Below are 21289 nucleotides of genomic sequence, written 5' to 3' on the forward strand. Positions count from 1 at the left end.
CAGAACAGGAACGCAGTTGAACACGAACGGGAGGCGTAATGAATCTGGATAAACCCCTGCTGATGCTGGTGACCAGCGCAGCGCAAATGGGCCAGGGTCAACAGACTGGCCTGTGGCTGGAAGAGTTCGCGGTGCCGTGGTTGCTGTTCCGGGAGAAAAATATTCCGGTGGTCGTGGCCAGCCCCCGGGGCGGCAAGATCCCGGTGGACCCCAATTCCGTGCCGGATGACGAACAGAAGGCCCTGTGGTCCGAGGCCATTGCGGCCCTGCAGGATACCCGGCCTCTTGAGGAAATCTGGGAAGACGGCTTTGCCGGCGTGTTTGTGCCCGGTGGTCACGGCGCCATGTTCGATATGCCCGATCACCCGCTGGTGGCGGCGGTGATGGAGCGCACCTGGGCCCAGGGTGGCTTGCTTGGTGCGGTGTGCCATGGCCCGGCGGCTCTGGTGGGGCTACGCAATGAAGATGGCACCCCTTTGGTGCAGAACCAGACCCTGACCTGCTTTACCAATGAGGAGGAGCAGGAAGTGGGGCTGGATGAGGTGATGCCGTTCCTGCTCGCCACGCGCCTGGAAGAGCTGGGCGCCAAGCTGGATCTGGCGGAAAAGTTTGTCAGCCATGCGGTGACGGATGGGCGACTGATTACCGGCCAGAACCCTCAATCGAGCCAGGCCGTGGCTGACGCCCTGGTTGATGCTCTGTACCGGGAATAGGCCGCCGGGCATTGCGGCTCGCGGCAAGCGCTTTCTGGAATCCACACGCCGCCGCGTTGCCGCTGAAAATGACCCCTGGCTTGCAGAGCACCGGCGACAGGGTTCTGATGGGAATGGCTGCACGGTACAGTCGCAAGCACCACCTGGAGACAAAATGCACTCCGGCACGGTTGCGTATAGACTCCGAACAGGCTCTAAGTTACGACATCGCGCCGCTGGGCGTTTGTTTTGTTATGGGAGACACAATGGGAATTTACGATTACACCGCCACTACCCTCAGTGGTGAAGACAAGGCGCTGGCCGACTTCAAAGGCAAGGTGCTGTTGGTTGTGAACACCGCCAGCAAGTGCGGTTTCACCCCTCAGTACAAGGGCCTGGAAGCGCTTTATGACGACCTGCAGGAAAAGGGCCTGGAGATTCTCGGCTTTCCCTGCAACCAGTTCGGCAAGCAGGAGCCCGGCGCGGCGGACGAGATCGGCGCTTTTTGCGAGAAGAATTACGGGGTCAGTTTCACCATGTTCGATAAGGTCGACGTGAACGGTGACAACACCCATCCGCTGTACGCCTACCTGAAAAACGAAGCCACCGGTGTGCTGGGCAGCAAGGCGATCAAGTGGAACTTCACCAAGTTCCTGATCAACCGCGATGGCAAGGTCATCAAGCGCTACGCGCCCACCGACAAGCCGGAAGCGATCCGCAAGGATATTGAAAAGCTGTTGTAGGAAGCTGTGTTTGTAGGAGCGGCGCTCTCTGTGCCCTGCGGGTATGAGCCGCGAACCGTACCAAGTACGGCATCGTAGGCAATTTCGCGGCTCATACTCGTAGGGCACAGAGAGAGCCGCTCCTACGTAGCCTTAGCCCTTCCGATATTCCAGCCATTCAAAGGCGGCCATTCCCGCCATCATGGCGGCGACGAATATCACTGCCTTGAGGCTGCCGGTGCCCAGTGCGACCAGCGCGGGTCCAGGACAGAAGCCCGCCAGCCCCCAGCCAACCCCGAAACCCAGCGAACCGAGGACCAGCCGCCGGTCCAGCTTGCGATTACCGGGAATCTGGATGGGGTCGCCGCTCCAGGCCAGGCTGCGGCCCCGGGTGAGGGCAAAGCCCGCCGACGCTACGGCGATAGCACCTACCATCACCAGCGCCAGGGACGGGTCCCAGGGGCCGGCCAGATCGAGAAAGGCCAGTACCTTGGCCGGGTTGGCCATGCCGGCCAACAATAACCCGGCGCCGAAAATCAGGCCGACGACAAAGGCGCTCAGTTGCGACCGGTTCATACCGCACCTCCCAGCAAATGGCGAACCACAAACACGGTGACAAAGCCGCTGCCCATGAAGGCCAGGGTGGCAGCCAGTGAGCGTGGAGACAGCCGTGATATTCCGCAGACCCCATGGCCACTGGTGCAGCCGGCGCCGTAGCGGGTGCTGATGCCGACAATCAGCCCGGCGACAATCAGCAGCGGCCAGTCGGCGGCGATGATCAGCGGGGGCAGGGTGGCCGCCAGGCTCCACAGCAGCGGAGCGGCAACCATGCCCAGTACAAAGGCCAGTCGCCAGGCGCGGTCACCGGGGACGGGACGTAGCAGCCCGCCGACGATGCCGCTGATGCCGGCAATGCGGCCGTTGGCGTGAATAAAGAGGGCGGCGGCCAGGCCGATCAGGGCGCCGCCGGCCAGGGCCGACCAGGGGGTAAAGGCATTCCAGTCGATAGTCATTGGGGCTCTCCACAAAAAAGGGTGTACAGAGTTTCCAGCACGGCCAGGGCCTTGGGGTCAGCAATGGAATAGTGCATCTGTTTGCCGTCCCGGCGACTGGCCACCAACCCCTCCCGGCGCAGGACGCCCAGCTGCTGGGACAGGGAGGGTTGGTAAACGCCAACCAACTCTTCCAGCTCGCTGACGCTGCGCTCGCCCTCGGTAAGCTGGCAGAGCAGCAGTAGCCGGTCCGGGTGCGACAGCGCCTTGAGCAGCTGGCTGGCTTCGGTGGCGTTATCGCGCAGGGCATCCATATCCAGAGTTTGCATGATACTTCCATAAAATATATTTAAATAAAATATATAATGAATGGTTGGGGCATGCAATAGGCTGACGCGTAACCAGTACCTCGTCGTTTGATTATCCGTTGGAGCTTTGCTTGCAAAGCGAAATCATGGACGCCCCCCACGCTTCGCCTTGCAAGCAAAGCTCCAACGCAACCCGCGCGCCTTGACCTGTTTGCTGTGCAGAATTCCCGGCTGCGGAGGCTAGACCGGCAGCACACCGTAATAGACGGCGAAGAAATGACAGATGCTGCCGCCCATCACGAACAGGTGCCAGATAGCGTGGTTGAAGGGAATAAAGCGGTCGGCCAGGTAGAAAATCACCCCGGCGGTGTAGGTGATGCCGCCGGCCAGGATCAGCCAGAAGCCCACCTCGTTCAATTTAGTGGTCAGTTCCCCGGAGGCGAACAGGATCAACCAGCCCATGGCCAGGTAAATGCCCACCCGCATCAGTTTGAAACGGTGCCCGTACATGGCCTTCAAGCCGATGCCGATCAGCGCCAATGTCCAGATCACTGCAAACAGGATCCAGCCGGTCTGGCCGCGCAGATTCACCAGCAGGAAGGGCGTGTAGGTGCCGGCGATCAACCCATAGATGGCGCAGTGATCGAGCATCTTGAACACCGCCCGCCATTTCGGGTTACGCAGGCTGTGGTACAGGGCGCTGGCGCTGTAGAGCAGAATCAGGCTGGCACCGAAAATACTGAAACTGACCACTTTCCAGGGGTCGCCCTGCAGGCTGGCGGCAACAATCAGTATCACCGTGCCGGCGACACTCAGGGCGGCGCCGATGCCGTGCGTCAAGCCGTTCAACCATTCTTCCAGAATAGAGTAATCCGTTTCCGGTTGCGGGGTTGCGGTCATTGACGAGGTCTTCTTGCGGCTGGAGGAGACTGCATCATGCCGAGCGCCAAAGGCGCCTGTAAAGCGCCAATTCGGACAGATGTGCACATCAGTGTTTTCTATCGATGTAATGAAAGCAATTTTCTGTTGATAGCGCGGGTGCGGCGTTACGGTAATCCTGATCCATGGCGAAACAGGGTTGAAGTTCCTGTTCTCAAGGCCATGTCTGTAAAGCAGAGCGGAAAATCCCGCGTCACATTTGCACAGCAAGGAGCCACGCAATGATTGAACACAACAAGCAGGTTGCCGAGCAGTTAAGCAAGTTGCTGGCCGAGAGCTACACCCTTTACCTGAAAACCCACAAGTACCACTGGAACGTGACCGGTCCCATGTTCCACAGCCTGCATCTGCTGTTCGAGCAACAGTACACCGAGCTGGCCCTGGCGGTGGACACCATTGCCGAACGTATTCGTGCGCTGGGCTGGAAGGCGCCGGGTAGCTATGCGGAGTTTGCCAAGTTGTCCACGGTGAAGGATGCGGTGGGCGATCCGTCTGCCAGTGATATGATCCGTGAACTTACCGAGGATCATCGCACCGTAGCTGAACAGGCCAACCGGGTGCTGAAGCTTGCCGGCGAGCACGAGGATGAAGGCTCCTCCACAGTAGCCAGCGACCGGATCGAGATTCACGAAAAAGCGGCCTGGATGCTTTCCGCTCATCTTGATTGATAGCCAATGGCAATCATTGAGATAGAGTTAATACGTTTTAAAGATGGGTAAGTGGATGGCTATCATATGGGTATGACTCATCGAGTCACCCTCTTATCCATGTTTAAGGAGAGCCAATATGTTGGACAACCGTGAAGGGCAGCCCGTCCCCCAAGTCACCTTCCGTACCCGTGAAGGTAATGAGTGGCGGGATGTGACCACCGATGACCTGTTCAAGGGAAAAACCGTGGTGGTATTCGCCCTGCCGGGCGCGTTCACTCCGACTTGCTCCTCCACACACCTGCCGCGCTACAACGAGCTGGCGCCGGTACTGAAAGCCAATGGTGTGGACGACATTGTTTGCCTGTCCGTGAACGACGGCTTTGTGATGAACGCCTGGGCCGGTGACCAGTCTGCCGGCAACATCCGTTTTATTCCGGATGGTAACGGCGAGTTCACCGACAAGATGGGCATGCTGGTGGACAAGCAGGATCTCGGTTTTGGGCCGCGCAGCTGGCGCTATTCCATGCTGGTGAAAGACGGGGTGATCGACCGTATGTTCATTGAGCCGGAGAAGCCCGGGGACCCGTTCGAAGTCTCCGATGCCGACACCATGCTCAACTACATCAATGGTGAAGCGGCCCTTCCCAAGCGGGTCACCGTTTTCACCAAGCCGGGCTGTCCACACTGCAGCCGCGCAAAGAAGGCTCTGGCAGAAAACGGCTACGCCTTTGAAGAAATCGAACTGGGCAGCCGGGGCCTGAGCTACAGCTCCCTGGCAGCGGTAACCGGTGCCGGCACCACGCCGCAGGTGTATATCGAAGGCGAACGCATTGGCGGCGCCGACGAGCTGGACGCCTGGCTCAAGGCCTGATCAGGCCGCAGGCATCGTAAAGAGCAACCCCGTGACGCGCTCACCGTCATCGCGCGGCAGGTCGGGTGGACCCACCCGCCGTGCACCTTGATCCCCCCTCGGGCCGACATCTGTCGGCCCTTTTTTTACGGTAAATCCCCGCGGCTTTGCGAGACGTAGGGTGCACTGAGCCTAAGGCGAACTGCACCATCAAGCGCCGGGTCGGTGCAGTTCGCCTTAGGCTCAGTGGCACCCTACGCAGTCGGCGTTGGCGGTCAGGGATTCAGGGTTAAAGTCCCATTATTCGGAAGCCGTTTCCCTATACAAAGACACCACAGTCATTTCAGGTCAGAATCCGGTAGGGTTTTGAATAGGCTTCACGACACTGTGGCAAGGTATGTGATAATTGGTACTGACAAGTACCGTAATACTGGGAGAGCACGCATGGGACGTTTCTGGGCACTGGTTGGCCTGTCTCTGGTGATGGCGGGATGTGGCGATGAGCCGCCGGCGCAGGCGCCTTTACCGCAGCCGGTGAAGCTGTACACGGTGAACGGTGACAGTGCCGGGCAACTGCGCCATTACCCGGGGCGGGTGGTCGCCACGGAAGGGTCGCAGCTGGCGTTCCGGGTGTCCGGGCAGCTGGTCAAGCTGCCGGTGCGGGCTGGTGAACAAGTGAAGAAAGGGCAGTTGCTGGCGGCCCTGGATCCGGCGGATTTCAATAACCAGCTGGCCGATCGCCAGGCCCAGTTCGATCTTGCCGAGAGTCAGTATCAGCGGGCTATCAGCCTGCGCGAGCGCGGGGTGATTTCCGAAGCCCAGTTTGACGAGTTGCAGGCCAAACGTCGTCAGGCCCGGGCCGCTCTGAGCATGGCCCGTGACAATGTGGAATACACCCGGCTGAAGGCGCCCTATGCGGGTACTGTGGCGCGCACCGAAGTGGAAAATTACCAGTTTGTGCAGGCCAAGGAGCCAATCCTCTATCTGCAGGGCGACGACAACATCGATATCGAGTTTGCCGTCTCCGAACGCTTCTTTACCAACCTGCGCAAGGGGGGAAGACTATGAACCTACGGTACGTTTTGAGGGGGCGCCGGACCGCACCTTCAAGGCCAGCTATAAGGAACACGAAGCCAGCGCCGATGCGCGCACCCAGACATACAACATCACCCTGACCATGGCCAACCCGGAAGGGCAGGTGGTGCTGCCGGGCATGAGCGTGGACGTGGCCATTGATCTTAGCCAGATTCGCAAGGCCGCCGCCGACCGCCTGCAGGTGCCGGTGGAAGCCGTTTTCAAGCAGGATGGCAAGGAGGGCGCCTTTGTCTGGCGTTATCAACCGCAGGAGGATACCGGCTCGGTGTCGGCCGTGTCGGTCACCCTGGGCGAGGTGGTCGGTGAAGGCGTGGAGATTATCGATGGCCTGAACAGCGGAGACCGGGTGGTGAGTGCCGGTGTCCATCATCTGGAAGAGGGGCAGAAAGTCCGTGAGCTGGTGAAAGAGCGGGGGCTGTAATGAATATCGCCGCATACAGCATTCGCCACCGGGTGGTGAGCTGGCTTTTCACCTTGATTCTGCTGGTGGGCGGGATCGTCAGCTTTTCCCGCCTTGGCCAGCTGGAAGACCCGGAATTTACCATCAAGACTGCCATGGTGATTACCAGTTACCCGGGCGCTTCGCCTCGTCAGGTGGAAGAAGAAGTCACCTTGCCGGTGGAAATGGCAATCCAGAACTTGCCCTACGTGGATTATGTCACCTCCATTTCCAGCAATGGCTTGTCCCAGGTGCAGGTGGAGATGAAACCCACCTATCGGGCCAGCCAGCTCAAGCAGATCTGGGACGAGCTGAGACACAAGCTCACTGACCTGCAGCCGGAGCTGCCTCCGGGCGTCGGCACCATTCAGGTGCTGGATGACTTCGGTGATGTGTACGGGATTTTGATGGCGATCACCGGAGACGGTTATCGCTACCAGGAAATGCAGGATTACGCCGACTACCTCACTCGCGAGCTGGTGCTGGTGAAAGGCGTGGGCAAAGTCGTGGTGGGTGGCCAGCGCCAGGAGCAGGTGCTGGTGGAACTTTCCCGCACCCGACTGGCGTCCCTGGGCATCAGCCCGGAACGGATCTTTTCCCTGCTACAAACCCAGAATACGGTCAGCCCCGCAGGCAAGGTCAGGGTGGGGGACGAGTATATCCGCATCTACCCTACCGGTGAATTCCCTACCGTACAGGACATGGGGGATCTGCTGATTTCCGACCCGGGCGCCGATGAGCTGGTCTACTTGCGTGATGTTGGCACCATTGAACGGGGCTATGCGGAAGTGCCGGATCACCTTTATCGGTTCAACGGTGACGCGGCTCTGACCCTGGGGATTTCCTTTTCAAAGGGAGTCAATGTGGTGGAGGTAGGCGCGCGAGTTGAGCAGCGCCTGGCTGCACTGGAATACCAGCGGCCGGCGGGCATGGAACTGGCCACGGTGTACAACCAGCCCCAGGAAGTGGATAGCTCGGTGGGCGCCTTCCTGCTCAATCTGGGCGAGGCCATTGCCATCGTCATCGCCGTGTTGCTGGTGTTCATGGGGGTGCGCTCGGGTCTGCTGATGGGGGGCGTGCTGCTGCTGACCATCCTTGGCACCTTTATCGTCATGAAGGTGCTGGCCATTGATCTGCAGCGGATTTCCCTGGGGGCGCTGATTATCGCTCTGGGGATGCTGGTGGATAACGCCATCGTGGTCACCGAGGGCATCCTGGTGGGCATGAAGCGCGGTATGTCGAAGCTGGAGGCGGCGGTGGATATTGTCCGCCAGACCATCTGGCCGCTGCTCGGGGCCACGGTGATCGCCATCATGGCGTTCGCACCCATCGGCCTGTCTGAGGATGCCACCGGGGAATACACCAATACCCTGTTCTGGGTGCTGCTTATTTCATTGCTGCTCAGCTGGATCACCGCGGTGACCCTGGTGCCTTTCTTTGCGGACCTGTTTTTCTCCGACAAGGATGTGGGCGGGGCGGGCGGTGAGGCCGAAGATCCCTACAAGGGCAAACTGTTCGTGATCTATCGGCGCCTGTTGGACCGGGCCATTCATCATCGGGTGTTGACCCTGTCCGGCATGGGCATCCTGCTGGTGGTGGCGGTGGTAGGCTTCGGGGCGGTTAAACAGGCCTTCTTCCCGCCCTCCAATACACCCATGTTTCTGGTGGATTACTGGCTGCCCCAGGGCAGTGACATCCGTGCCACCCGCGAAGCGGTGGAGCGCCTTGAGGCGTCGCTGCTGGAAATGGACGAGGTCACCGGGGTGACCAGCACCATCGGTCGTGGCGCCGAGCGCTTCATGCTGCCCTACAACCCGGAAAAGAGTTACCCCAGCTATGCCCAGCTGATTGTTCAGGTGAGCGAGCGGGAGCAGATTGATGCGGCCCTGTCTGCCACCCGGCAACTGATTGGCGAAGAGCATTTGCAGGCCTTTGCCAAGGTGAAACGGCTGATGATCGGCCCCAGCCCGCCGGCATCCATCGAGGCCCGCTTCAGCGGCCCGAACCCGCAAACCTTGCGCGAGCTGGGCCTGAAGGCCCAGGCGATCATGCGTGACGATGGTGGCCTGGAAAGCATCCGCCATGACTGGCGCCAACAGGAAAAAGTGATTCGGCCCCAGTTCCAGGAAGCCCAGGCGCGCCGTGCCGGCATCAGCCGGGAAGATCTGGACAATACCCTGGCGCTGAACTTCAGTGGCCGCAATGTGGGTCTCTACCGTGACGGTAGCCAGTTGCTGCCCATTATCGCCCGCCCGCCGGAGGATGAGCGACTCAGCGCCGACAACCTTAACGATGTGCAGGTGTGGTCGCCGGTGTACGCCACCTACATTCCAATTACCCAGGTGGTGTCCGATTTCAGCACCGAGTGGGAGAATGCGCTGATCCTGCGTCGTGATCGCAAGCGCACCCTGACGGTGCAGGCGGAACCGGATGTGCTCGGCGATGAAACCGCCGATCAGGTGCTGCGCCGGATTCGCCCGGCCATTGCCGCGCTGGAATTGCCGCCTGGTTACTCACTGGAATGGGGTGGAGAATACAAAGCATCGAAAGATGCCCAGACGGCGGTATTCGGCAGCCTGCCCATGGGTTATCTGTTCATGTTCATCATCACCATGCTGCTGTTCGACTCCCTGCGACAGCCGCTAGTGATTTGGGCCACCGTACCGCTGGCCATCATCGGCGTGACTCTGGGTCTGCTGCTGCTGAATGCGCCCTTCGGCTTCATGGCGTTACTGGGCTTTCTCAGCCTGTCCGGCATGCTGGTGAAGAATGGCATCGTGCTGGTGGAGCAGATCAAGCTGGAAATGGAAACCCTGGAGCCCTTCGAGGCGGTGATGATCGCTTCCATTTCCCGGGTGCGGCCAGTGTGCATGGCGGCGGTGACCACCATCCTCGGCATGATCCCGCTGTTGTTCGATGCCTTCTTCGAATCCATGGCGGTGGTGATCATGTTCGGCCTGGGCTTCGCCACGATTCTGACCCTGATTGTGGTGCCGGTGCTCTATACCCTGGCCTATGGCATCAAGCCGGGGCGGGAGGAGCATGGTTAGCTACGAGCTACGAGCTAGAAGAGACCGGCTCTGGCGTTAATGCGCGGCGCGCATCCTTTGCGGGTGCGCCGTGCAATTTCGCGCCTGGCAGATAGGAGCTAGAAGCAAGCAGTTCAATGACAGGTGCCAGCCTTCCCGCTCTCTGCCACAATGCCCGCCTGACACGATTCATTACCCCAAGGAGTCCCCATGTTGCTGGCTATTGCCGCCGTGATCGCTGGCCTGATTGTGCTGGTATGGAGTGCTGACAAATTTGTGGAAGGGGCGGCCGGTACGGCGGCCCATGCGGGTATGCCGCCGTTGCTGATCGGCATGCTGATCGTCGGTTTCGGCACCTCGGCACCAGAGATGGTGGTGTCTGCCATGGCCGCGCTGGATGGCAATCCCTCCCTGGCACTGGGTAATGCCTATGGCTCCAATATTTCCAACATTGCGCTGATTCTCGGGGTGGTCGCCGTCATGAGCCCCATCGCGCTGAATTCCGCGGTTCTCAAAAAAGAGCTGCCAGTGCTGACGCTGGTCACGCTGCTGGCGGGTTATCAGTTGCTGGATGGCAGCATTTCCCGGGTGGATGCCTGGGTGTTGCTTGCCGTGCTGGGGCTGCTGATGGGCTGGTCTATCTATGCTGCCATGAGCGGCAAGGGCGATGTGCTGGCGGGGGAAGTGGAAACCGATCTGGCCGAGCATCCCCTGCCATTGAAAACCGCCCTGTTCTGGTTGGTGGTGGGCCTGGCCCTGCTGGTGGCCAGCTCCCGATTGCTGGTGTGGGGGGCAGTGGATATTGCCCAGTCCCTGGGGGTCAGTGACCTGGTCATCGGTTTGACCATTGTGGCGATCGGTACCTCCCTGCCAGAGCTGGCATCCAGCATCGCCGCAGTGCGCAAGGGCGAGCACGATATTGCCTTTGGGAACGTGCTAGGCTCGAACCTGTTCAATACCCTGGCGGTCGTCGGCATCGCCGGTGCCATCCAGCCCATGAGTGTAGAGACGGTGGTGTTGCAGCGTGACTGGAGCCTGATGATGGTGCTGACCCTGGCCCTGTTTGTGATGGGTTTTGGTCTGTGGGGTCGCAAGGGGCAGATTACCCGCGGCAATGGTATCGGTCTGCTGGTGGTTTTTGTGGCCTATATGAGTTACCTGGGCGGTGGCGTGTTGATGGCTGCCAGCTGATCCAGCTAGTGAATTTGCAGAAAGGAAATGGATGGCGATGCAGGATACGGATATATCGGTAAAGCTGGAGCGGGGCACGTTTCTGTTTACGCTGGTGGCGGTCAGCGTGGCGTTTGCGTTGTTGCTGAAACCCTTCTTCGCCCCCATTTTCTGGGCCTGCGCCATTGGTGTGATTTTCTATCCGTTCCAGAAACGCCTGCTCGGCAAGTGGCCCCATCGTCGTAATCTGGTGTCACTGTGCACCCTGATTTTGTGTGTGGTGCTGGTGGTGATCCCGGTACTGGTGGTGGCCTCCTCCTTCGTCACCGAAGGGGTGTCCCTGTTCCAGAAGGTGCAGAGCGGCGAGCTCAACCTGGCCGACTATGTGGACCGCATCAAGCAGGCATTTCCCTGGTTGCAGTCCCTGGCGGAACGTTTTGATATCGACCTGGAGCGGATCAAGTCGCAGACCGTGGAAGCCTTCACCGGTGCCGGCCAGTTCCTCGCCAAGCGTGCCTTGGCGGTGGGCCAGAATACCTTCCAGTTTTTCCTCAACCTGGGCTTGATGCTGTATCTGGCGTTCTTCCTGATTCGTGATGGTGATGCCATGGTCAACATGCTGATTCGGGCCCTGCCGCTGGGCGACGAGCGCGAGAAACTGTTGTTCGCCAAGTTTGCCGAAGTGACCCGCGCCACCATCAAGGGCAACCTGCTGGTAGCGGCCACCCAGGGGGCCCTGGGTGGCCTGATATTCTGGTGGCTGGGCATACCCGGTGCCTTGTTGTGGGGGGTGGTGATGGCGGTGTTGTCATTGATTCCCGCAGTGGGGGCGGGCCTGATCTGGCTGCCGGTTTCACTCTACCTCTATGCGGTTGGTGATGTATTGAACGCTACCATCCTGGTGTTGTTTGGTGTTTTTGTCATCGGGCTGGTGGACAATATCCTGCGTCCGATCCTGGTTGGACGAGACACCAAGTTGCCGGACTATGTGGTGCTGTTTTCCACCCTGGGTGGTCTGGCCATGTTCGGCATCACCGGCTTCGCGCTGGGGCCTCTGCTGGCCGCACTGTTTGTGGCCTTCTGGGGCATTTTCATACGCGAATTCAATGAGGGTGAAAGCCCCGCCGCCCTGCTCGAGCAGCAGGGCAGCAGCGAGGAACCATCCGGGAGTGAGGCATCATGATTTTCCTGCGTCTGGTATTGGCCGCGTCCGTGGCAGGCCTGTCTACCTTCGGCTGCGATGAGGACGACGACAACAGTCTGTTTTCTGACAACGCCAGAATCTATTTCCATAACCAGTTGACCCAGGTGGGTGGTGGCAGCGAAGACGATGTCACCGTGGACCTGTTCGTGGACAACCAGAACAGTCCGTTGCAGAACGATGTGGGCTACACCATTACTGGCAATGTCAGCGCCGAATCCATCGAGCTGGACGACGACAGCGAGTCTCTGTCTTTCGATGTGCGTGGCAGCAGTTCCGGCAGTACCCTGGTGAACGGCCCGTTGAATCGCACCCTCACCGCGGGTGATCGCTATACCGTGGTGTTAATGGGCGACACTACCCTGGACAACCGTCAGCTTCGCACCTACCGACATCAGCAAATGACCGTGACCAGCGGCCAGATCCGGGTGCGCTTCATCAATACCCTGTCGCGCCTATCCGGCGATGAACTCAGCGTTGCGACACCGGGCCCCGCCGGCCAGTCGCTGGTATCCGGTCTGGAGTATGCCGAAGGCAGCAACTATGTGTCGGTCAATGCCAGTGGCACCCTCGAGGTGACGGTCAATAACGAAACCCAGGGTCTGGAGATCGATCAGGTAAGCTGTAGCGTCAGCAGTGGCCGCAGCTATGATGCCATCATTGCCTACCGTCGTTTCGACAGCGACGATGACCAGATTGCCCTGTACTGCCAGCCGTTCAACTGAGCGGCTGGTACTTGGTAGTGAAGTCGTAGAAATATTCTGCCAGCAGGTTGAAGGATCCTGAGCAGCTCCCCTTGTTTTGTAGGAGCTATGCTTGCATGGCGAACTGTTGGCCGGTTTGCCATGCAAGCATAGCTCCTACAGCCCAATCCGCATTTTTTCAGTCGTACTGATGGATCCAGGTCAGGGGCTCGCCGCCCAGCAGCGTCACCCGGTTAGCATCAGGCTGTCACGGCCACAATCGAGAGAATACCGCTCACCGACCTGCAGGTGGGTTTAAACGTTTATCGGGATGTTGCGGGCAAGGAATATATCGATCGCACCCTGGCCTGCAGTGGTGAATTGACCGATGAGCAGCGCCAGCGACTGCTGGAGATTGCCGCCAAAACACCCGCTACCAATGCCGTGCGTCAGGGCACCCCGATTGCCACGGATTGGAAATAAGCGGCAAGGTGTCGACGCTTTTGGCATACTCGCGCCTCCATTGACTCAGCGGAGGCCCTTGCATGTTCAAGGTCAACGAATACTTCGATGCCAAGGTGGCATCCATTGCCTTTCAAGCCGAAACCAAGCCCGCCACGGTGGGTGTGATGGCGCCCGGGGATTATGAGTTCGGTACCAGCGAACACGAGACCATGACGGTGGTGAGCGGCGCACTGACCGTGAAGCTGCCCGGCGCTGCCGACTGGCAGACATTTGCTGCCGGTGACACCTTTGAAGTGGTGGCAGATAGCCGTTTTCAGGTAAAGGTGGCAGTGGATACCGCCTACCTGTGTCTGTACGGCGAATAACAACACGGAAGAACGGGGGATCGGAATGCCGTTATTTCCTGCCAGGGACGGCCAGTCACTGCATGTGAGAATTCTGGGGCGTGGCCAGCCGGTGCTGATGTTGCACGGGCTGGGCATGCAGGGGCGCGACTGGCTGCCTTTTGTGCTGCCATACCTGCGTTGTTATCAGTTTTATATGCCGGATCTGCGTGGGGCGGGGAATTCTGCTGCTGCCCGTTTCAACCAGGCCGATGTGTTTCATAACCACATGCAGGACATGGAAGACCTGGTGAGCCACTTTGGCCTGCAGGATTTTCATCTGGTGGGCTATTCCCTCGGTGCTACCACCAGCCTGCACTGGCATGCCCATGGGGATTTTTCTCCGGTGGGCCGTTATCTTCATATTGATCAGACCCCCTGCATTGCCAACCAGCCTGACTGGGCCCATGGCCTGTTCGGTGACCGTCAGGAACACTTCTTTTCGCAATTGCGGGAGTTGCTGGTATTGCTGGACGCGGCTCCGGATCACGGGCGAATCGCCAACCTGGCCGCCGGAATGCGCGAGGCTGTACTGCGCCAGCTGACCCATATTCTCGCCCAGGTAGCCGGTCGCCCGGAGCTGCATTCCGCCTTTCGGGCTACCTCCCGCTGGTCCGGGCTGTGGGCTCGCCTGCTGCCGGTGGCGGAGCTGGCGGATATCCGTGCCTATCTGCAGGCGTATCTGTCCGGTAGTCATGATTACCGACCTTCCGCCGCAGATTTTCCGGTGCCGGCCACGGTGATTACCGGTGCCCGTTCACCCCTCTATCCCGCTGAAGGGCAGGCCGCCTTTGCCAAACTGATGGGTGCCCGTCATGTTGTGCTACCGCGCTCCGGCCACGTGCCGCTGATGAGCCAGCCGTTGGCATTCACCCGGGCGCTGGGCGAGTTTCTGGCTGGCACTGAGTGATCGTGAGAATGGATGCGGCACAAGCATCGATGTTGCGTAGGGTGCACTGAGCCCAAGCGAACTGCACCAACCCGTCTGGTTTGTGGCCCCTTGAATCTACAGCAGAATGCAATTTCGGAAATCTGGCAATAGCGGGTAGCATGCATAACTTTCCTGAGTCGGTTTCGGAGAGAGCAGGTGGTCGCCATTCACAGCAGAGCCTCCGCGCTAACGGTGCGTGCAGGCACTGATGCCATTGCCCATTTGCGCGAGTACGGGTTACGCGCCGAGGATGTGGACATTGTTCCCGGTGCTGCCGGTGGTCCCAAGGCTTTGGGTATCAACGGGTTGGACCGGGCGGTGTTCGGTGACTTTCTACCCCGGGCGCCTCGACGTCGTACCCTGATCGGCGCCTCCATCGGTAGCTGGCGTTTTGCTGCTATCGCCATGGGTCAGGATCCGGCCCTAGGGCTGGAGCGGTTGGCGGAGCTCTACACCAGCCAGCGATTTCCCAAGGGCATTACCTCCCGGGAAGTGAGTCGTCGCTGTGCGGCGATGCTCTCCGAGCTGCTGCAAGATCGCGACCAGCACATCCTGCATAACCAGGACTACCGGCTGGTGATCGTGGTGATTCGCAGCCGTGGGCTGATGGCTCGCAACGGCGGTCTGGGTCTTGGCCTGGGACTGGCCGGACTGATCGGCACCAACTTCTTCAGCCGCCAGGCCACTGGCCTGTTCATGGAGCGTGGCCTGGTGTATCCGGACGGCAGCCCCTTGCCGGTGGGGCCGCTCAATGATTTCACCACCCATCATATTTCCATGCGGGCAGAGAACCTGCGCGCGGCCCTGCTGGCCAGTGCGGCCATCCCCATGGTGCTGGATGGGGTCAGCGAGTTGCCCGGGGCGCCGGATGGGGTTTACCGGGATGGTGGCATGCTCGATTACCACCTGGACCTGCCTTATCAGAGTGCGGGCATTGTGCTCTATCCGCACTTCACCGACCGGGTGATCCCCGGCTGGTTCGACAAGCCCCTGCGCTGGCGCAACGGCGACCCCAAGCGTCTGCGTCGTTTGCTGCTGGTGTCTCCATCGCGGGAATACCTGGCCAGTCTGCCTCACGGCAAACTGCCCGACCGGACCGACTTCAAGCATTACCTGGGCGACGATGCCGGCCGCGAGGCCTACTGGCGTAAGGCGGTGGGGGAGAGTCAGCGGCTGGGGGATGAGTTTCTTGAGCTGGTGGAAACCGGAAAACTGGTGGATCGTATCCAGCCGCTGTAAGAATCCCCCGTAGGAGCGGCGCTTGAGCCGCGAACCTGCTTGCGACAGGCCGTGCCAGGTACGGTTCGCGGCTCAAGCGCCGCTCCTACGGGGAACATGTTACCCTCGCCAGGTTTCCCTATTGACCCGGATTGCCCGTGACTGAATCCAGCCCCTCCACATTGTCCCTCGTCCGCCAGCTCTGGCAGCAGACCTGGCCCATGGCGCTTGGCGTTATGTCGTTACTGGGGTTCTACCTGGTAGACAGCATTTTTGTGGCGCGGTTGGGGACGGCGCCGCTGGCGGCGCAGTCGTTTACCTTTCCGCTGTCGTTTCTGGTGATCGGGGTGCAGGTGGGGATCGGCATTGCCATTGCTGCGCTCATCTCCCGGGCCATCGGTGCCGGTCAGCAGGATCAGGCCAACCGGCTCGGTGCCCTGGTGCTGACCGGTGGCGGCCTGTTGCTGGGTGTGCTGCTGTTGCTGCTTTGGCTGCTGCAAACCCCGGCGTTTTCCCTGATCGGCGCCAGTGAAGCCATTCGCGAACTGATCCGTCCCTACTGGGCGATCCAGGTCCTGGCTATGTGGGTGGGCGGGGTACTGTATTTCGGGTACAGCCTGTTCCGGGCCCACGGCAATACCCGCTTCCCCGGGTTGATGATGGTACTTACCAGCCTGCTCAACCTGATTCTGGATCCGTTGCTGATCTTCGGGGTTGGTGACTGGGAGGGGTTCGGCCTGCCCGGTGCCGCGTTGGCGTCCCTGCTGGCTTTCTCAATCGGCATGATCATCCTGGTGTTGGCCCTGCGGGGGCAGGGCTGGGTACAGCGTCATGGCATGCTGTTACAGATGCGGGTATCTGCCTGGCCGTTCGCGCAGATTGCCGGCCCTGCCATGATCAGCCAGCTGATGCCGCCGTTGGCGGCCATGCTGGCCACCGCCCTGGTGGCCCGGGCCGGTGACCAGGCGGTGGCTGCCTGGGGTATGGCTAGTCGGCTGGAAAGTTTTTCCATCGTGTTGGTGCTGGGCATGACCATGGCGCTGCCGCCCTGGTTGGGCCGCTGTTATGGCGGAAACGACTGGGACACCGTGCGCCGGCTGATGCGGGTGGCGGCGGCCATGGTGATTGGTTGGCAGGTTCTGCTGGGACTGGTGATGGCGTTGCTGGCGGCGCCATTGGCGAGCCTTCTGGTGGAGTCGGCACCGGTCCAGGCTTACCTGACACTGCTGATTCGCTGGTTGCCGCCCAGTTTTGGTCTGCTCGGTGTGTGCATGCTGGTGGTCTCCGCCAGCAATGCCCTGGGCTGGCCCATGCGTGCCATGCTGATTTCCTTCCTGCGCCTGTTCCTGTGCTATCTGCCGTTGCTGTGGCTGGGCTACCAACTGGGCGACTTCGGCGGCCTGGCGTTGGGGGCGGCGTTCGGTAATCTGCTGGCGGGGGTGATGGCGTGGGGGTTTTATCAGCAGGCGTTGAAGGCAGTTGACAGTTGATAGTGGACAGTTGGCAGCTACGCGGACGGTTTCTTCTTTATCCTGAAACGTAAGAGGCCGCGCCCAGAGTTTGGGCGCGGCCTCTTACGTTTGAAAGTTGGCAGTGGCTGTTTCGCGCCGCTGTCAACTGTCCACTATCAACTGTCAACTATTATCGTTTCTCTCCCACTCCGGCGGCTTCCACAGATGTTTCAGCCGCTGTCCGATGGGGCCGCGCTGTTTGATGTCGCGGAACATGTCCACGTATTCATGGCACCAGTTCACCAGCAGGTTGTTGCTGTACACCGGGCGGGTGATGCCGTATTCCACCGGTTCCTCGTCCCGTTCTGGAGTAAAGGTGCCGAACAGACGATCGAAGACGATGAAGACGCCGCCGTAATTGGTGTCGATATAGTCCGGGTTGCGACCATGATGGACCCGGTGGTGGCTGGGCGTGTTGAACACATATTCGATGGCCGGGTGCAGTCGCTTCACCAGGGTGGTGTGGATAAAGAACTGGTAGACCAGTGACAGGGCATAACATACCCCGATCCACACCGGGTTGAAGCCGACAAAAGCCAGCGGCACGTAGAACAACCAGCCACCATTGAAGATGTTGGTGGCGTTCTGACGCATGGCGGTGGAAAAGTTCATCCGCTCGGAAGAGTGGTGGGTCACATGGGCGGCCCAGAACCAGCGCACCCGGTGGGAGCTACGGTGCATCCAGTAGAAGCAGAAATCCGTCAGCACCCAGAGCAGGGCGCCCGTGAACCAGGTCAGCTCGATATCCAACAAGCGGTGGTGGTAGGCGAAGGCATATACCGGGAAGGCGATCAGGCCGGCGAACAGCAGCTCGGTGGTCTGGTAACCGGCACCCAGCATGAAGTTGCGGATGGATTCCCGGCTATCTACCAGTTCGGCATTGTGGCGGATCTTCAGGAACTCCCACAGGAATACGCCGATGAAGAAGGGCGTGGCCACCATGAAGATCAGTTGCCGCTCGTCCAGGGCCAGCCAGGGGGCGATCGTTTCCCACAGTGGCGCCAGGCCGCTGTTTTGCCACACGCTGTTGAGCCAGTCCATCAGAGCCATGGGTATCTTCCCGTTGTGATTGATGATGGAGTCATTGTGCGATGGAGGACCGGGTTTGTATTGACACTCTATGCCGTATTTTTGACAATATATGCCATTGGATGAACGGCGGGAGAGCATCATGGCCACAGCCATGCGCGTCACCGGGGCCTGGGTACAGTTGCTCACGGACTGGCTGGACCGGGAAAATCTGCCGGCGCCGGCCCTGCGCACCGTGCTGGACAGCCGTAGCCCGGCGGACCTGGTGCCCCTGCCGTTATGGCGTGACCTGCTGCAGCGGGCGGTGGCCCTGCGACCGGACCGGGTGGCGCCGGGGTTGTCCATCGGCGCCATGGTGCAGCCCCGCCATGTGGGCATGCTCGGCTACCTGATTCTCACCTGCCGCACCCTGGGTGAGGCCATGCAGGCCTACCAGCGTTACGAGACGCTGTTTTACGGCCAGGATATGGTGGAAGTGCTGGGCCTGGGGGATCAGATGCAGGTGCGCTGGTCCGGTGAAGATTCCACCGGGGAGCTGGCGGACACCGTTGCCATCGCTGCGCTGATCACTTTCCTGCGTCGGCTGGTGGATGATCCGCCGTCACCCGCCTCGGTGTCTTTCGTGTTTCCGCCGCCGTCGGCGACAGCCTGTCAGGCCTACGAAGCCTTCTTCGGCTGCCCGGTGTTGTTTGCCCAGTCCCACACCTGCGTCAGTTTCCCGATCCACTTTCTCGCCATGCCCCTGCCGCACAGTGATCCCAGCATGCGCAATCTGCTGGATCGTCAGGCCGGCGCCATGCTGCTGGCCCTGCCGGATTCCGACAGTTTCGACCGGGCCCTGCAGCAGGCGATGGTAAGGCTGTTGCCGGAGGCGACGGTGACCCTGCCGCGTCTGGCTGCAGAGCTGCACATGTCGGTGCGCACCTTGCAACGACGCCTCGCCGAGCGACAACTCACCTGGCGGGTACTGCTTGATCGCACCCGCGAACAGCTGGCCCGTCATTATCTGGCGGACCCCTCACTGACCCTGGGTGATATTGCGCTGTTGTTGGGGTTTTCCGAGCACAGTGCCTTCAGTCGTGCCTACCGGCGCTGGACCGGCACAACCCCGGGCAAGGCCAGAAAAACCCTGGGCCGCGCATACAAAAGCGAGGTTGCTGTCTAATCCAGGCTTGTTGATGCGTTCTCTTGATGAAAGCGGAAAGCGTTGTAATACAGGCGTTTGCTGCCTGATCCATGGCAAGTGCTAGCCAAAATTCCCGAGGGGGTGAACATTCCTGTCATTGCTGCAAAATAGGGGGCTTGAGTACGTTGGCGCCATCCAAACGCCCCCGGAGCCTGTTCTGCGGGGCAGGCCTGAATTCAGTAAAGGGACCCCATTCATGAAGACACGTATTACCGAATTACTGGGTATCCAGTATCCGATTGTGCAGGGCGGCATGCAGAATGTGGGCTATGCCGAACTGGCGGCGGCGGTATCCAACGCCGGCGGCCTGGGTATTATCACTGCCCTGACCCAGCCCACCCCGGAAGATCTGGACAAGGAAATCAAACGCTGCAAGGAAATGACCGACAAGCCTTTCGGCGTCAACCTGACCATCCTGCCTACCATCAAGCCGGTGCCCTATGAGGAATACGCCCGGGTGATCTGCGGAAACAATATCTCCGTGGTGGAGACCGCCGGCCGTAACCCGGAACCCTTCATGCCCCTGTTCGAAGGCGCCGGTGTAAAGGTGGTGCACAAATGCACCTCCGTCCGTCATGCGTTGAAGGCAGAAAAGGTGGGTGTGGCTGCGGTCTCCGTGGACGGCTTCGAATGTGCCGGTCACCCGGGGGAAGACGACATCCCCAATCTGGTGCTGCTGCCGGCAGCGGCCAAGGTGATCAAGATTCCCATGCTCGCCTCCGGGGGTATTGGGACCGGTGCGCAGATGGCGGCCTGCCTGGCGCTGGGTGCGGACGGCATCAACATGGGCACCCGTTTTCTGGCCTCGAAAGAATCGCCAGTGCACGAAAACATGAAGCGCGCCATTGCCGAAGCCTCCGAACTCGACACTGCGCTGATCTTCCGTCCGCTGAAAAATACGGCTCGTGTTTTCAAGAATGCGGTCGCCACCCAGGTCAACGAGATTGAGCGCGAAAAAGGCCAGGACATGAAGTTCGATTACATCATGGATCTGGTTGCCGGGGTGAAAGGTAAGGCGGCGCTGACCTCCGGTGAAATCGACGGTGGCATCTGGACCTCTGGCATGGTCCAGGGGCTGATCGACAGCTACCCGAGCTGTGCGGAAATCATTGATGACATCATCAGCGAGTGTGTGGGTACCATCAATCAGCGCCTTGCGGGTTTTATCAACGACTGACTGTTTCCGGTTTTAGTCTCGCTCTCCCGAGCCATAGCCAGGGCACTGCCCTGGCTTTTTTTTGCCGTTTTCCCGGGCTGGTCGAGTTTTTGGATATTGCGCATGTTCCTCGGTGGGGGATTTGACGGTAAGCTGACCACGCAAAAAGGAGAGGGGATCATGAAGGGATGCATCAAGATACTGCTGTTTGCTTGTGCCATGCTGTTGTCGGGGCAGGTCTGTGCAGAGATCTACACCTGGACTGATGCGCAGGGGCGCGTCCATTTTGGTGACAAGCCTGCCGATAACGACCGGGCGCAAGCCGTCAACGTCCGCATCAATACATTCGAGAGCGTGACCTACGACAGCCTCGGAAAGGGCGTCCCGGAGCCGGCAGCGCGTGGGGGCAACGTTATCATGTATGCCACCCAGTGGTGCGGGGTGTGCAAGAAAGCCCGCCGTTACTTCAATGACAATAATATTTCCTTTACCGAATACGATATTGATAAAGACCCGAAAGCCCAGGCACGCTTTGACGCACTGGAAGGCAAGGGGGTGCCCGTCATTCTGGTGGGCAAGCGGCGTATGAACGGTTTCAGCGTCGAAGGGTTTGAAAGAATATACCGGTAATACTTCGCGC

24 protein-coding genes are annotated in these 21289 nt (G+C 60.0%); 19 read left to right on the top strand and 5 right to left on the bottom strand.

Annotation, left to right across the window (positions count from 1 at the left end; genetic code table 11):
• Positions 1-38: 38 nt before the first annotated feature.
• Together ACMG4M_RS01980 and ACMG4M_RS01985 are read left to right on the top strand one after the other, a co-directional pair.
• Positions 39-713, top strand: a complete 675-nt coding sequence (locus ACMG4M_RS01980; protein WP_414430644.1) for a type 1 glutamine amidotransferase domain-containing protein — start codon at positions 39-41, stop codon at positions 711-713.
• 245 nt (positions 714-958) lie between these two features.
• Positions 959-1435: a glutathione peroxidase gene (locus ACMG4M_RS01985; RefSeq protein WP_035246011.1), complete on the top strand. Its 477-nt coding sequence runs from the start codon at positions 959-961 to the stop codon at positions 1433-1435.
• Positions 1436-1567: 132 nt separating this feature from the next.
• On the opposite strand, the gene ACMG4M_RS01990 is transcribed toward ACMG4M_RS01985, so the two are convergent.
• The 4 genes from ACMG4M_RS01990 to trhA form a co-directional block, all read right to left on the bottom strand.
• Positions 1568-1990, bottom strand: coding sequence for a DUF6691 family protein (locus ACMG4M_RS01990; protein WP_414430645.1), 423 nt, complete (start codon positions 1988-1990; stop codon positions 1568-1570).
• Positions 1987-2427 carry a YeeE/YedE family protein gene (locus ACMG4M_RS01995; protein ID WP_272962518.1) on the bottom strand — a complete coding sequence of 147 codons (441 nt, stop codon included), beginning with the start codon at positions 2425-2427 and terminating at the stop codon, positions 1987-1989. The genes ACMG4M_RS01990 and ACMG4M_RS01995 overlap by 4 nt, the downstream gene beginning before the upstream one ends.
• Positions 2424-2735, bottom strand: coding sequence for an ArsR/SmtB family transcription factor (locus tag ACMG4M_RS02000; protein ID WP_035246015.1), 312 nt, complete (start codon positions 2733-2735; stop codon positions 2424-2426). The genes ACMG4M_RS01995 and ACMG4M_RS02000 overlap by 4 nt, the downstream gene beginning before the upstream one ends.
• Positions 2736-2954: 219 nt before the next feature.
• On the bottom strand, positions 2955-3614 hold the full coding sequence (gene trhA, locus ACMG4M_RS02005; RefSeq protein ID WP_272962519.1) for a PAQR family membrane homeostasis protein TrhA: 660 nt from the start codon (positions 3612-3614) through the stop codon (positions 2955-2957).
• Positions 3615-3650: 36 nt separating this feature from the next.
• On the opposite strand from trhA, the gene ACMG4M_RS02010 reads away from it, so the two are divergent.
• The 14 genes from ACMG4M_RS02010 (at position 3651) to ACMG4M_RS02075 (ending at position 17257) form a co-directional block, all read left to right on the top strand.
• A complete protein-coding gene (locus ACMG4M_RS02010) occupies positions 3651-3878 on the top strand; it encodes a hypothetical protein (RefSeq protein WP_198030627.1) in 228 nt (75 codons plus the stop codon).
• Positions 3875-4321 carry a Dps family protein gene (locus tag ACMG4M_RS02015; protein ID WP_035246021.1) on the top strand — a complete coding sequence of 149 codons (447 nt, stop codon included), beginning with the start codon at positions 3875-3877 and terminating at the stop codon, positions 4319-4321. Before ACMG4M_RS02010 ends, ACMG4M_RS02015 begins: the two co-directional genes overlap by 4 nt.
• A gap of 118 nt (positions 4322-4439) precedes the next feature.
• Complete coding sequence (locus ACMG4M_RS02020) at positions 4440-5174, top strand: glutathione peroxidase (protein ID WP_272962521.1); 735 nt, start codon at positions 4440-4442, stop codon at positions 5172-5174.
• 423 nt (positions 5175-5597) lie between these two features.
• Entirely contained in the window at positions 5598-6221 is a 624-nt protein-coding gene (locus ACMG4M_RS02025; protein WP_414430646.1) for an efflux RND transporter periplasmic adaptor subunit, read from the top strand.
• On the top strand, positions 6169-6669 hold the full coding sequence (locus ACMG4M_RS02030; protein WP_414430647.1) for an efflux RND transporter periplasmic adaptor subunit: 501 nt from the start codon (positions 6169-6171) through the stop codon (positions 6667-6669). The genes ACMG4M_RS02025 and ACMG4M_RS02030 overlap by 53 nt, the downstream gene beginning before the upstream one ends.
• The gene (locus ACMG4M_RS02035) at positions 6669-9737 is read left to right on the top strand and encodes an efflux RND transporter permease subunit (RefSeq protein ID WP_414430648.1); all 3069 of its coding nucleotides are present in this window, start codon (positions 6669-6671) and stop codon (positions 9735-9737) included. Before ACMG4M_RS02030 ends, ACMG4M_RS02035 begins: the two co-directional genes overlap by 1 nt.
• Positions 9738-9926: 189 nt before the next feature.
• The gene (locus tag ACMG4M_RS02040; RefSeq protein ID WP_272980180.1) at positions 9927-10907 is read left to right on the top strand and encodes a calcium/sodium antiporter; all 981 of its coding nucleotides are present in this window, start codon (positions 9927-9929) and stop codon (positions 10905-10907) included.
• 37 nt (positions 10908-10944) lie between these two features.
• Positions 10945-12069 carry an AI-2E family transporter gene (locus ACMG4M_RS02045; protein ID WP_035246308.1) on the top strand — a complete coding sequence of 375 codons (1125 nt, stop codon included), beginning with the start codon at positions 10945-10947 and terminating at the stop codon, positions 12067-12069.
• Positions 12066-12812 carry a DUF4397 domain-containing protein gene (locus tag ACMG4M_RS02050; protein WP_035246031.1) on the top strand — a complete coding sequence of 249 codons (747 nt, stop codon included), beginning with the start codon at positions 12066-12068 and terminating at the stop codon, positions 12810-12812. Before ACMG4M_RS02045 ends, ACMG4M_RS02050 begins: the two co-directional genes overlap by 4 nt.
• A gap of 267 nt (positions 12813-13079) precedes the next feature.
• Positions 13080-13253, top strand: a complete 174-nt coding sequence (locus ACMG4M_RS02055; protein WP_156964846.1) for an OsmC family protein — start codon at positions 13080-13082, stop codon at positions 13251-13253.
• Positions 13254-13315: 62 nt separating this feature from the next.
• A complete protein-coding gene (locus ACMG4M_RS02060; RefSeq protein WP_035246033.1) occupies positions 13316-13600 on the top strand; it encodes a pyrimidine/purine nucleoside phosphorylase in 285 nt (94 codons plus the stop codon).
• Positions 13601-13625: 25 nt separating this feature from the next.
• On the top strand, positions 13626-14528 hold the full coding sequence (locus ACMG4M_RS02065; protein WP_052042544.1) for an alpha/beta fold hydrolase: 903 nt from the start codon (positions 13626-13628) through the stop codon (positions 14526-14528).
• 177 nt (positions 14529-14705) lie between these two features.
• The gene (locus ACMG4M_RS02070; RefSeq protein ID WP_035246034.1) at positions 14706-15788 is read left to right on the top strand and encodes a hypothetical protein; all 1083 of its coding nucleotides are present in this window, start codon (positions 14706-14708) and stop codon (positions 15786-15788) included.
• A 200-nt stretch (positions 15789-15988) separates the two neighbouring features.
• Positions 15989-17257 (top strand): MATE family efflux transporter, encoded by a 1269-nt coding sequence (locus ACMG4M_RS02075; RefSeq protein WP_414431152.1) that lies wholly within the window; start codon positions 15989-15991, stop codon positions 17255-17257.
• Between the two features lie 144 nt (positions 17258-17401).
• On the opposite strand, the gene ACMG4M_RS02080 is transcribed toward ACMG4M_RS02075, so the two are convergent.
• Positions 17402-18328, bottom strand: a complete 927-nt coding sequence (locus ACMG4M_RS02080) for a sterol desaturase family protein (protein WP_414430649.1) — start codon at positions 18326-18328, stop codon at positions 17402-17404.
• A 121-nt stretch (positions 18329-18449) separates the two neighbouring features.
• On the opposite strand from ACMG4M_RS02080, the gene ACMG4M_RS02085 reads away from it, so the two are divergent.
• The 3 genes from ACMG4M_RS02085 to ACMG4M_RS02095 all read left to right on the top strand — a co-directional run bounded on the left by ACMG4M_RS02085 (position 18450) and on the right by ACMG4M_RS02095 (position 21279).
• Positions 18450-19472 (top strand): helix-turn-helix domain-containing protein, encoded by a 1023-nt coding sequence (locus tag ACMG4M_RS02085; protein ID WP_414430650.1) that lies wholly within the window; start codon positions 18450-18452, stop codon positions 19470-19472.
• Positions 19473-19689: 217 nt separating this feature from the next.
• Positions 19690-20670, top strand: coding sequence for an NAD(P)H-dependent flavin oxidoreductase (locus tag ACMG4M_RS02090; protein WP_414430651.1), 981 nt, complete (start codon positions 19690-19692; stop codon positions 20668-20670).
• A 159-nt stretch (positions 20671-20829) separates the two neighbouring features.
• Complete coding sequence (locus ACMG4M_RS02095; RefSeq protein WP_035246043.1) at positions 20830-21279, top strand: glutaredoxin family protein; 450 nt, start codon at positions 20830-20832, stop codon at positions 21277-21279.
• Positions 21280-21289 lie beyond the last annotated feature (10 nt).

Origin of the sequence: Alcanivorax sp. IL3 (assembly GCF_047495465.1) — a bacterium.
Taxonomy (GTDB): Bacteria; Pseudomonadota; Gammaproteobacteria; order Pseudomonadales; family Alcanivoracaceae; genus Alcanivorax; species Alcanivorax jadensis.

What these genes read in the sequence shown, in the direction of transcription:
- ACMG4M_RS01980 (WP_414430644.1), top strand. Translation starts at nt 39, where the DNA reads ATGAATCTGGATAAACCCCTGCTGATGCTGGTGACCAGCGCAGCGCAA.
- ACMG4M_RS01985 (WP_035246011.1), top strand. Translation starts at nt 959, where the DNA reads ATGGGAATTTACGATTACACCGCCACTACCCTCAGTGGTGAAGACAAG.
- ACMG4M_RS01990 (WP_414430645.1), bottom strand. Translation starts at nt 1,990, where the DNA reads ATGAACCGGTCGCAACTGAGCGCCTTTGTCGTCGGCCTGATTTTCGGC.
- ACMG4M_RS01995 (WP_272962518.1), bottom strand. Translation starts at nt 2,427, where the DNA reads ATGACTATCGACTGGAATGCCTTTACCCCCTGGTCGGCCCTGGCCGGC.
- ACMG4M_RS02000 (WP_035246015.1), bottom strand. Translation starts at nt 2,735, where the DNA reads ATGCAAACTCTGGATATGGATGCCCTGCGCGATAACGCCACCGAAGCC.
- trhA (WP_272962519.1), bottom strand. Translation starts at nt 3,614, where the DNA reads ATGACCGCAACCCCGCAACCGGAAACGGATTACTCTATTCTGGAAGAA.
- ACMG4M_RS02010 (WP_198030627.1), top strand. Translation starts at nt 3,651, where the DNA reads ATGCCGAGCGCCAAAGGCGCCTGTAAAGCGCCAATTCGGACAGATGTG.
- ACMG4M_RS02015 (WP_035246021.1), top strand. Translation starts at nt 3,875, where the DNA reads ATGATTGAACACAACAAGCAGGTTGCCGAGCAGTTAAGCAAGTTGCTG.
- ACMG4M_RS02020 (WP_272962521.1), top strand. Translation starts at nt 4,440, where the DNA reads ATGTTGGACAACCGTGAAGGGCAGCCCGTCCCCCAAGTCACCTTCCGT.
- ACMG4M_RS02025 (WP_414430646.1), top strand. Translation starts at nt 5,598, where the DNA reads ATGGGACGTTTCTGGGCACTGGTTGGCCTGTCTCTGGTGATGGCGGGA.
- ACMG4M_RS02035 (WP_414430648.1), top strand. Translation starts at nt 6,669, where the DNA reads ATGAATATCGCCGCATACAGCATTCGCCACCGGGTGGTGAGCTGGCTT.
- ACMG4M_RS02040 (WP_272980180.1), top strand. Translation starts at nt 9,927, where the DNA reads ATGTTGCTGGCTATTGCCGCCGTGATCGCTGGCCTGATTGTGCTGGTA.
- ACMG4M_RS02045 (WP_035246308.1), top strand. Translation starts at nt 10,945, where the DNA reads ATGCAGGATACGGATATATCGGTAAAGCTGGAGCGGGGCACGTTTCTG.
- ACMG4M_RS02050 (WP_035246031.1), top strand. Translation starts at nt 12,066, where the DNA reads ATGATTTTCCTGCGTCTGGTATTGGCCGCGTCCGTGGCAGGCCTGTCT.
- ACMG4M_RS02060 (WP_035246033.1), top strand. Translation starts at nt 13,316, where the DNA reads ATGTTCAAGGTCAACGAATACTTCGATGCCAAGGTGGCATCCATTGCC.
- ACMG4M_RS02065 (WP_052042544.1), top strand. Translation starts at nt 13,626, where the DNA reads ATGCCGTTATTTCCTGCCAGGGACGGCCAGTCACTGCATGTGAGAATT.
- ACMG4M_RS02075 (WP_414431152.1), top strand. Translation starts at nt 15,989, where the DNA reads ATGGCGCTTGGCGTTATGTCGTTACTGGGGTTCTACCTGGTAGACAGC.
- ACMG4M_RS02080 (WP_414430649.1), bottom strand. Translation starts at nt 18,328, where the DNA reads ATGGCTCTGATGGACTGGCTCAACAGCGTGTGGCAAAACAGCGGCCTG.
- ACMG4M_RS02085 (WP_414430650.1), top strand. Translation starts at nt 18,450, where the DNA reads ATGGCCACAGCCATGCGCGTCACCGGGGCCTGGGTACAGTTGCTCACG.
- ACMG4M_RS02090 (WP_414430651.1), top strand. Translation starts at nt 19,690, where the DNA reads ATGAAGACACGTATTACCGAATTACTGGGTATCCAGTATCCGATTGTG.
- ACMG4M_RS02095 (WP_035246043.1), top strand. Translation starts at nt 20,830, where the DNA reads ATGAAGGGATGCATCAAGATACTGCTGTTTGCTTGTGCCATGCTGTTG.